The following is a 10,458-nucleotide window of genomic DNA, read 5'->3' as shown; positions in this document are numbered from 1 at the left end:
GCGGCCGACGGACGTACTGGTGGGCGAGATCCGGGTCGAGTCACGAGGTTATTTTGTCACTCCGCCGCGGCCCGCGGCGATGCGGCTCCGGCCGATCGAACCAGACGTCCGGTCCTCGACGCCCACACCTCGAAGACGATGGTGCCGAAGGGCGGGATGCTCGCGAGGAGTGCGAGCACCGTGACGCCCTTGCTCCACCGCAACGCGAGGGCGGTCAGCACGGTGATCACGAGGTACAGGACGAAGACCGCGCCGTGCAGCATGCCCGGGATCCGGACACCACTGTCGATGTTGGGGTCGGGGACGTACTTGACGGCCATGCCGATGAGCAGCGCGACCCAAGTGAAGGCTTCCGCGACCGCCACGACGCGGAACCACCGCACGATCGGCGGCTGCGAGAGCGTGGAGGACGCGGCAGGTGCGGTGCTGGACAGCTGGTTGTCGGCCATGTGTCCATTCTGCCGCAGTCTGTGAACGGTCCTCGACCATCGGCGGCGTCGCCTTGGCCACACAGAGTTGGCGGTCGTCCAGAGATGCCGTCGATCGATTGTGACCCAGACCACGCCCGAACTGCCGGAAAAAAGGTCTAACGTCAAAGTATGACGACCACCGACGAGCACACGACGGCGACCGCGGACGCGGTGACGGCAGGCCTCGTGACGGCCATCGACCACGTGGGGATCGCAGTGGCCGACCTCGACGTCGCCCTCGAGTTCTACCGGGACCACTTCGGGATGACGGTGACCCACCGCGAGGTCAACGAGAGCCAGGGTGTCGTCGAGGCGATGATCTCCGTTCCCGGTGCCGCCGACGGCGCCGCGCAGATCCAGCTCCTCGCTCCCCTCGACGAGACGTCGACCATCGCCAAGTTCCTCGACCGGAACGGTCCCGGCCTGCAGCAGCTCGCCTTCCGCGTCCGCGACGTCGAGGAGACCGCAGCGTTCCTCCGCGAGCGTGGTGCCCGGTTGCTGTACGACGCTCCCCGCCGCGGTACCGCCGATTCCCGGATCAATTTCGTGCACCCCAAGGACGCCGGCGGCGTCCTCGTCGAGCTGGTCGAGCCCGCCGCGAGCTGACCCCTCCCCGGAACCCGTCGTGATCAGCACCCGACGGCCGAAACGGGGCGCGTGACGGTAGGTTGTCCGCATGGCACCAGAGAACGTCAGCGGTAGCAGCTCCCTGCCCTTCAGCGTGGTCCGCAAGGGGTACGACAAGGACGAGGTCCAGCGGTACTTCGAGCGGTTCGATGCCGAGCTCCGCGTCATCGCGACCGATCGCGACGCGGCGGCCGCGCAGGCCCGCGATCTCGCGGTCCAGCTCGAGGACGCCCGCGACGAGATCGACGATCTCCGTAAGGACATCGATCGGCTCTCGGTCCCCCCGACCACCGCCGAGGGCATGAGCGATCGCATCTCTCGCATGCTGCGACTCGCCTCTGACGAGGCGTCCGAGGTGCGCGCCAAGGCCGAGGCCGACGCTGCCGAACTCGTGTCCGTGGCCGAGCAGGACGCCACCCGCATGCGCGGCGAGTACGAGGGCCTGGTCGCCGAGCTGAAGGACCGACGGTCCGCACTCGAGACCGAGCACGAGCAGACCATGGCCGAGGCACGCACAGCCGCCGCCCGCATCGTCGAGGAGGCGCAGGCCGAGCGTGATCGCCTCGCCGCCGAGGCCGAGAAGAAGCGCGCCGCGGTGCAGGAGGACTTCGAGATCACGATGGCCGATCGCCGCACCAAGGTGATGAACGCCGTCGACGAGCTCGAAGCCGACTCCAAGGCCGAGGCGGATCGTCGGCTCGCCGATGCCACCGCCGAGGCGAAGCGTCGCCTCCAGGCCGCCACCGAGCAGTCGGAGCGCCGCATCGCTCACGCCAAGGAGCTCGCCGAGGAACTGCGAGTCCTGCGTGGCCGGGTGCTCGCTCAGCTGCTCGGCATCCGCGGCCAACTCGATTCCGTGCCGGCCATGCTCGCCTCGGTCAACCGGGAGAGCGAACTGCTCGACGCACCGTTGGCGCCGGACGATCTCGAGATCGACGAGTCACTCCTCGACGAGGCACCGGCCGAGACGTCGACCGAGCGCTCCTCGAACGGCCAGTCGAGCTCGACCCAGTCCTGAGAAGTCAGGACCACCTGCGGGTGAGCCCGCGGGTACCGCGTCCGGACCAGCAACCCGTGTGCCAGTGCCGCCTGTCGTCGGGTCCGCCGAGTTTCTCGGCGGGCCAAACGACCACGTGCGCCACACCGGGCATGATCTCGTGGTCGCAGCCGGGGCACCGATAGGTCTTGGTCGCACGAGCGCCGGGAATCGGGCGCACGACGTACTCCTCGTCGCCGTCGAAGGACGGGCCGCGCTCCACTCGCGCCGTGGCGTCACCGAACGTCGGCGCGGGTCGCCCCGGTCGGCCCGACCGGCCGGCTCGTTGGTTGTTGCGTCTCGGCACTCGACCGATGGTAGGCGACCGCGTCAGAAGAGCGTGAACGCGGACGATTCGATTCCGCGGAGCGAGTCGTAGTCCAGTGTGAGGCAACGAATCCCGCGATCCTCCGCGAGCGTCTTCGCCTGCGGCTTGATCTGCTGGGCCGCGAACACACCCCGCACCGGAGCCAGCAGTGGATCACGGTTCAGGAGTTCGAGATAGCGAGTCAGCTGCTCGACACCGTCGATGTCTCCTCGACGCTTGATCTCCACCGCGACCGTCGCACCGTCCTCGGCGCGGCACAGAAGGTCCACGGGTCCGATCGCCGTCGGGTACTCCCGGCGTACCAGGGTGTACCCGTCACCGAGCGTGTGCACGTGCTCGGCGAGCAGTTCCTGCAGATGGGACTCGACGCCGTCCTTGGTCAGACCCGGATCGACACCCAGCTCGTGGCTGCTGTCGAGTTCGATGTCCTCGATCGTGATGCGCAGTTCCTCGCCGGCCTTGTTGGTCACGACCCACAGCTGTCGGTCCGCGGGCACGACGTCGCCGTCGGCAGGGAGAGCCTCTGCAGGGTTCTCGACCAGCCAGCACGGCGGCGTCATCCAGTTGAGCGGCTTGTACGCCCGATCGTCCGCGTGGACGCTCACCGATCCGTCGGACTTGACGAGCAGCAGACGCTTCGCCCACGGCAGATGGGCCGTCAACCGGCCGACGTAATCGACCTGACACCGAGCAATGACCAGACGCACCGGGCCACCCTATCGACCGTGTGGGCCGCCGTCAGGCAGGGGTCGCGAGCTGCGTCTCCTCCGACCGCCCCCGCAACGTCACGCTCTTGCCGAACGACCACTCGTCACTCGACTGATTGTGGGCGTGCTCCACCGTGCGTGCCGACGCCACCAGACGCCCGTCCGCAGACTTGGCGAGCTCGGACAACCGGGCCGCCTCGTTCACCGGATCACCGATGACCGTGTACTCGAATCGTTGCTTGGCACCGATGTTGCCCGCGACGGCTCGCCCGGACGCGATACCGATGGCTGCCTGGCAGTCCGGGACCTCGTTCTCGAGTCGCCGCATGATGGCGCGAGCCGCGCTGAGGGCCTCCCCGCAGTGATCGTCGAGATCGCCGGGAGCACCGAAGATGGCCAGCGCCGCATCGCCCTCGAACTTGTTGACGAAACCGTGATGCTTGTCCACCTCGTCGACCACCACGTCGAAGAAGCGGTTCAACAGATCCACCACCTGCGCCGGGGGCTGGGAGGCAGCCAGCTCCGTGGATCCGATCAGGTCGATGAAGAAGACGGCGATGTCGCGCTCCTCGCCGCCGAGCTCGGGATTGCTCTTCAGCGCGGCCTCGGCGACCTCCATGCCGACGTGGCGACCGAACAGGTCCCGGATCTTGTCCCGCTCGGCGAGGCCCTCGGCCATGCGGTTGAAGCCGCTCTGCAGTTCGCCGAGCTCGGTGCCGTCGTAGACGGACACCCGTGCGTCGAGGTTGCCGCGTTCGATCTCGACCATCGCCGAGCGCACGTTGTCGATGGGCGCCGTCGTAGCCAGACCGCCGAGCAGCGTCAGCGCGAAGCCGAACAGGAACGTGATGCCGCCGAGCGCGAGGATGGCGACCGCGAACTGGTCGGCGGTGGTGTCATCGCGGATGAACGAGGCGATGGCGATGACCATGAGTCCCGCCACTGGGACGCCGGTACCCAGGAGCCACGAGAGGATGGAGCGCCCCATCACCCCGGCGATACGGATACGGCGGAGATCGCCGGCCTCGAGAGCACGCGCCGCCGCCGGGCGCAGAGCGAACTCCGTCAGCAGGTAGCTGAACGCGCAGACGGTCGCACCACCGAACGCGATGGTGAACGCGACCTTGGGGATGGAGTTGGGATCGATGATGCCGTCGGCCGTCGTGACGATGACGAGCCCGCCGATCCAGAGACCGATCTGCAACCGGGTGAGCCGCCACGGCATCGCCAGCGTGCGCTTCTGTTCCTTGCGGGTGGGCACGCGGTCCTCGATGGCCCAGCGCAGTCCCTTGACGGTCCGCTTGGTTCCCCACCCCACTCCGATGAGGAACGCGACCACGAGGTAGCACGGGATGAGGATGAAGTTCACCCACCAGTACTCACGGGGCGTGACGACGTCCGGCCCCGGCACGACCACGCTGATGAGTGCACCCACGATCACGGCGCCGATCGCGTTGGCGCCCAGCAGGAAGACGGTGAGCAGAATCTGCACCCGGATACGCCGGCGACGCGGTGATTCCTCGGTGTGCCCGAGCAGCGGGGAGCCCAGAGGCGATATCGAGCGTCGTGGTTTCTGCGGCATGGTGGATACGAGACTATCCCGGCGCGCGTAGGACGGGACTCTGCTTGATCGGACTGTGTCCGGACACCGATACCCGTGAATGCAGAAAGCCCCCCGACCGGTGGTCGGGGGGCTTTCTGGGAAGGGTTGTTCGGCGGTGTCCTACTCTCCCACACCCTGTCGGGTGCAGTACCATCGGCGCTGGAGGGCTTAGCTTCCGGGTTCGGAATGGGTCCGGGCGTTTCCCCTCCGCTATGGCCACCGAAACTCTGTGAAACAACAGAGCACGAGGCACACACTCCCACCGGCATTCACCCCTGGGGGTGGTGTGGTGGTCGTGGTGCGGGTTTCAGTTATCTGCTGACCAACTCGTGTGTTGTCTCAGATACTGCACAGTGGACGCGTAGCTTCTTTGTGGTAAGTCCTCGGCCTATTAGTACCAGTCACCTGCACCCATTGCTGGGCTTCCAGTTCTGGCCTATCAACCCGGTGGTCTGCCGGGGGCCTTACCCCCTCGAGGGGGTGAGAAACCTCATCTTGGAACAGGCTTCCCGCTTAGATGCTTTCAGCGGTTATCCCTTCCGAACGTAGCTAACCAGCGGTGCTCCTGGTGGAACAACTGGCACACCAGAGGTTCGTCCGTCCCGGTCCTCTCGTACTAGGGACAGCCTTCCTCAAGTTTCTGACGCGCGCGGCGGATAGAGACCGAACTGTCTCACGACGTTCTAAACCCAGCTCGCGTGCCGCTTTAATGGGCGAACAGCCCAACCCTTGGGACCTACTCCAGCCCCAGGATGCGACGAGCCGACATCGAGGTGCCAAACCATCCCGTCGATATGGACTCTTGGGGAAGATCAGCCTGTTATCCCCGGGGTACCTTTTATCCGTTGAGCGACACCGCTTCCACTTGCCGGTGCCGGATCACTAGTCCCGACTTTCGTCCCTGCTCGACTTGTCAGTCTCACAGTCAAGCTCCCTTGTGCACTTGCACTCGACACCTGATTGCCAACCAGGCTGAGGGAACCTTTGGGCGCCTCCGTTACATTTTGGGAGGCAACCGCCCCAGTTAAACTACCCACCAGGCACTGTCCCTGAACCAGATCATGGTCCGAGGTTGAGGTATCCAATACGATCAGAGTGGTATTTCAACAACGACTCCACACACACTGGCGTGCATGCTTCACAGTCTCCCACCTATCCTACACAAACCGAACCGAACACCAATACCAAGCTGTAGTGAAGGTCCCGGGGTCTTTTCGTCCTGCCGCGCGTAACGAGCATCTTTACTCGTAATGCAATTTCGCCGAGTCTATGGTTGAGACAGCTGAGAAGTCGTTACGCCATTCGTGCAGGTCGGAACTTACCCGACAAGGAATTTCGCTACCTTAGGATGGTTATAGTTACCACCGCCGTTTACTGGGGCTTAAATTCTCAGCTTCGCTCCCGAAGGAACTAACCGGTCCTCTTAACCTTCCAGCACCGGGCAGGCGTCAGTCCGTATACATCGTCTTACGACTTCGCACGGACCTGTGTTTTTAGTAAACAGTCGCTTCTCACTGGTCTCTGCGACCCACACCAGCTCAGGAAGCAAGTTCCATCACCAGCAGGGGTCCCCCTTCTCCCGAAGTTACGGGGGCATTTTGCCGAGTTCCTTAACCATAGTTATCTCGATCGCCTTGGTATTCTCTACCTGATCACCTGTGTCGGTTTGGGGTACGGGCCGTGTACCAGCTCGCTAGAGGCTTTTCTCGGCAGCATAGGATCACTGAATTCGCCTCATTCGGCTATGCATCACCTCTCAGGCTGTGTGAGACCCGGATTTGCCTAGGTCTCGCCCTACAGGCTTACACCAGTGTTACCACTGACTGGCTCAGCTACCTTCCTGCGTCACCCCATCGCTTGACTACTACCAGGAAAGGTCCCGTGCATCACCACACCCGGCACCCGAAGGTGCTCCTGGCGGCTCTGGACGGTTAGTACTCCTGATTCATCATGGGCGCGGATACACGGGTACGGGAATATCAACCCGTTGTCCATCGACTACGCCTGTCGGCCTCGCCTTAGGTCCCGACTCACCCTGGGCGGATTAACCTGGCCCAGGAACCCTTGATCATTCGGCGGACGAGTTTCTCACTCGTCTTTCGCTACTCATGCCTGCATTCTCACTCGCGTGGCCTCCACACCTGGATCACTCCGGCGCTTCCCTGGCCACACGACGCTCCCCTACCCACCCACACACCTGCCGGAACCCTCGCAAGGGAACCGGGGGCTGTCGTGTGAGTGCCGCGGCTTCGGCGGTGTACTTGAGCCCCGCTACATTGTCGGCGCAAAATCACTTGACCAGTGAGCTATTACGCACTCTTTCAAGGGTGGCTGCTTCTAAGCCAACCTCCTGGTTGTCTTCGCGACTTCACATCCTTTTCCACTTAGTACACGCTTGGGGGCCTTAGCCGGCGATCTGGGCTGTTTCCCTCTCGACTACGAACCTTATCGCCCGCAGTCTCACTGCCGCGCTCTCACATCCTGGCATTCGGAGTTTGGCTGATTTCGATAAGCTTGTGGGCCCTCTAGACCATCCAGTAGCTCTACCTCCAGGATGAAACACGCGACGCTGCACCTAAATGCATTTCGGGGAGAACCAGCTATCACGGAGTTTGATTGGCCTTTCACCCCTACCCACAACTCATCCCCTCAGTTTTCAACCTAAGTGGGTTCGGGCCTCCACGACGTCTTACCGTCGCTTCACCCTGGCCATGGGTAGATCACTCCGCTTCGGGTCTAGAGCATGCGACTGAAACGCCCTATTCGGACTCGCTTTCGCTACGGCTACCCCACACGGGTTAACCTCGCCACATACCACTAACTCGCAGGCTCATTCTTCAAAAGGCACGCCATCACCCCCAGTGACAAGTCACTCGAAGGCTCTGACGGATTGTAAGCGCACGGTTTCAGGTACTATTTCACTCCCCTCCCGGGGTACTTTTCACCTTTCCCTCACGGTACTAGTCCGCTATCGGTCACCAGGGAGTATTCAGGCTTATCGGGTGGTCCCGACAGATTCACAGCAGATTTCACGGGCCCGCTGCTACTTGGGCATTCATCACGACAGTCACACAGTTTTCGTCTACGGGACTCTCACCCTCTACGACAGGCCATCCCAGACCACTTCGACTAACCACATGATTTCTTACTGTCGGCCGATCCGGCAGAATCGACAAGACAAACCCCACAACCCCACACGCACAACCCCTGCCGGGTATCACATGCACATGGTTTGGCCTCTTCCGCGTTCGCTCGCCACTACTGACGGAATCACTGTTGTTTTCTCTTCCTGTGGGTACTGAGATGTTTCACTTCCCCACGTTCCCTCCACACACCCTATATATTCAGGTGCAGGTAACACGACATCACTCGTGCTGGGTTTCCCCATTCGGACACCCTCGGATCTCAGCTCGGTTGACAGCTCCCCGAGGCTTATCGCAGCCTCCTACGTCCTTCATCGGCTCCTGGTGCCAAGGCATCCACCGTACGCTCTTCATTACTTACAACAAAGATGCTCGCGTCCACTGTGCAGTTCTCAAACAACACACACACGAAGAACCTCACGCAAACACCAGACCCACAACCATCACCACCCACCCCGAAAGGCCGGCGACAACACTCGCAGCGGTATGACTTGCAGCTCCCGCATGTATTGGTTGTACCTGTAGAGGTAACACTCGCGTGTTCTCTCAGGACCCAACAGTGCATCGATATAACTCGCTCTCCCGCCGGCGCTGAGGCCGGCAGTAGTGAGAGACGAGTTGGTTGTCGGTGTTCCACCCATGAGCGTCCACCCGACCAACGAATGTGGTCGGCGTGGTCTCTGCGGGGGTTCCCTCCCACCTGTGTGGGTGGTACTGCCCCGAGATGTGCTCCTTAGAAAGGAGGTGATCCAGCCGCACCTTCCGGTACGGCTACCTTGTTACGACTTCGTCCCAATCGCCGATCCCACCTTCGACGGCTCCCTCCCACAAGGGGTTAGGCCACCGGCTTCGGGTGTTACCGACTTTCATGACGTGACGGGCGGTGTGTACAAGGCCCGGGAACGTATTCACCGCAGCGTTGCTGATCTGCGATTACTAGCGACTCCGACTTCACGGGGTCGAGTTGCAGACCCCGATCCGAACTGAGACCGGCTTTAAGGGATTCGCTCCACCTCACGGTATCGCAGCCCTCTGTACCGGCCATTGTAGCATGTGTGAAGCCCTGGACATAAGGGGCATGATGACTTGACGTCGTCCCCACCTTCCTCCGAGTTGACCCCGGCAGTCTCCTGCGAGTCCCCGGCATAATCCGCTGGCAACACAGGACAAGGGTTGCGCTCGTTGCGGGACTTAACCCAACATCTCACGACACGAGCTGACGACAGCCATGCACCACCTGTACACCGACCACAAGGGGGGCCGTATCTCTACGGCTTTCCGGTGTATGTCAAACCCAGGTAAGGTTCTTCGCGTTGCATCGAATTAATCCACATGCTCCGCCGCTTGTGCGGGCCCCCGTCAATTCCTTTGAGTTTTAGCCTTGCGGCCGTACTCCCCAGGCGGGGCGCTTAATGCGTTAGCTACGGCACGGATCCCGTGGAAGGAAACCCACACCTAGCGCCCACCGTTTACGGCGTGGACTACCAGGGTATCTAATCCTGTTCGCTACCCACGCTTTCGCTCCTCAGCGTCAGTTATTTCCCAGAGACCCGCCTTCGCCACCGGTGTTCCTCCTGATATCTGCGCATTTCACCGCTACACCAGGAATTCCAGTCTCCCCTGAAATACTCAAGTCTGCCCGTATCGCCTGCAAGCCAACAGTTGAGCTGCTGGTTTTCACAGACGACGCGACAAACCGCCTACGAGCTCTTTACGCCCAGTAATTCCGGACAACGCTTGCACCCTACGTATTACCGCGGCTGCTGGCACGTAGTTGGCCGGTGCTTCTTCTGCAGGTACCGTCACTTGCGCTTCGTCCCTGCTGAAAGAGGTTTACAACCCGAAGGCCGTCATCCCTCACGCGGCGTCGCTGCATCAGGCTTGCGCCCATTGTGCAATATTCCCCACTGCTGCCTCCCGTAGGAGTCTGGGCCGTGTCTCAGTCCCAGTGTGGCCGGTCGCCCTCTCAGGCCGGCTACCCGTCGTCGCCTTGGTAGGCCATTACCCCACCAACAAGCTGATAGGCCGCGGGCCCATCCTGCACCGATAAATCTTTCCACCACACGGCATGCACCGCGCAGTACTATCCGGTATTAGACCCAGTTTCCCGGGCTTATCCCGAAGTGCAGGGCAGATCACCCACGTGTTACTCACCCGTTCGCCACTCGTGTACCCCGAAGGGCCTTACCGTTCGACTTGCATGTGTTAAGCACGCCGCCAGCGTTCGTCCTGAGCCAGGATCAAACTCTCCGTTGAAGACTCTTATCAACCCCTGGCTAGAAACCAGGAAGTCAATGAAAACTAGAGAGCCAAATCCAGCAATAAAACTCACGCCAGCAATAACTCCATTGCTGACAAAAAAGAACCGGTCCCTCCCCGACGGGAAGAAGGAGAAGAACCAGCAAACCAAAACAAAATATTGGCACTGACATTCATCGACACACTGTTGAGTTCTCAAAGAACACGCACACACCACCACCACCCACCAGAAGGCGGGAGGATCCGGGGCAACCGTTCCAGCCTAACCACACCGCAACACCCGAG

Annotated in this window: 6 protein-coding genes and 3 rRNA genes; 2 read left to right on the top strand and 7 right to left on the bottom strand. The window is 61.9% G+C overall.

Features of this window, described 5'->3' with window-relative positions; translation table 11 throughout:
• Positions 1–56: 56 nt before the first annotated feature.
• A complete protein-coding gene (locus OHB23_RS10195) occupies positions 57–449 on the bottom strand; it encodes a DUF3817 domain-containing protein (protein ID WP_328811508.1) in 393 nt (130 codons plus the stop codon).
• A 150-nt stretch (positions 450–599) separates the two neighbouring features.
• Here OHB23_RS10195 and mce point away from each other — a divergent pair, with 150 nt between their 5' ends.
• Together mce and OHB23_RS10185 are read left to right on the top strand one after the other, a co-directional pair.
• Complete coding sequence (gene mce, locus OHB23_RS10190; RefSeq protein ID WP_027505478.1) at positions 600–1,076, top strand: methylmalonyl-CoA epimerase; 477 nt, start codon at positions 600–602, stop codon at positions 1,074–1,076.
• A 70-nt stretch (positions 1,077–1,146) separates the two neighbouring features.
• A complete protein-coding gene (locus OHB23_RS10185; RefSeq protein WP_027505477.1) occupies positions 1,147–2,115 on the top strand; it encodes a hypothetical protein in 969 nt (322 codons plus the stop codon).
• Between the two features lie 4 nt (positions 2,116–2,119).
• On the opposite strand, the gene OHB23_RS10180 is transcribed toward OHB23_RS10185, so the two are convergent.
• From OHB23_RS10180 to OHB23_RS10155, 6 genes are all read right to left on the bottom strand, one after another.
• On the bottom strand, positions 2,120–2,440 hold the full coding sequence (locus tag OHB23_RS10180; protein ID WP_082544702.1) for an ATP/GTP-binding protein: 321 nt from the start codon (positions 2,438–2,440) through the stop codon (positions 2,120–2,122).
• Positions 2,441–2,463: 23 nt separating this feature from the next.
• On the bottom strand, positions 2,464–3,168 hold the full coding sequence (gene nucS / locus OHB23_RS10175) for an endonuclease NucS (RefSeq protein ID WP_027505475.1): 705 nt from the start codon (positions 3,166–3,168) through the stop codon (positions 2,464–2,466).
• A gap of 31 nt (positions 3,169–3,199) precedes the next feature.
• Entirely contained in the window at positions 3,200–4,750 is a 1,551-nt protein-coding gene (locus OHB23_RS10170; protein ID WP_027505474.1) for an adenylate/guanylate cyclase domain-containing protein, read from the bottom strand.
• Positions 4,751–4,878: 128 nt separating this feature from the next.
• Positions 4,879–4,995 (bottom strand): 5S ribosomal RNA (rrf, locus tag OHB23_RS10165).
• 147 nt (positions 4,996–5,142) lie between these two features.
• Positions 5,143–8,277: ribosomal RNA gene (locus OHB23_RS10160) — 23S ribosomal RNA — on the bottom strand.
• 374 nt (positions 8,278–8,651) lie between these two features.
• Positions 8,652–10,170: ribosomal RNA gene (locus OHB23_RS10155) — 16S ribosomal RNA — on the bottom strand.
• Together the 16S, 23S and 5S rRNA genes form the textbook arrangement of a ribosomal RNA operon.
• Between the last annotated feature and the right edge of the window lie 288 nt (positions 10,171–10,458).

It is taken from the genome of Rhodococcus sp. NBC_00294 (assembly GCF_036163995.1).
In the GTDB taxonomy this organism is placed as follows: domain Bacteria; phylum Actinomycetota; class Actinomycetes; order Mycobacteriales; family Mycobacteriaceae; genus Rhodococcoides.
Note: the sequence above shows the minus strand (reverse complement) of the source record. Positions and strands in the feature narration are given on the sequence as shown.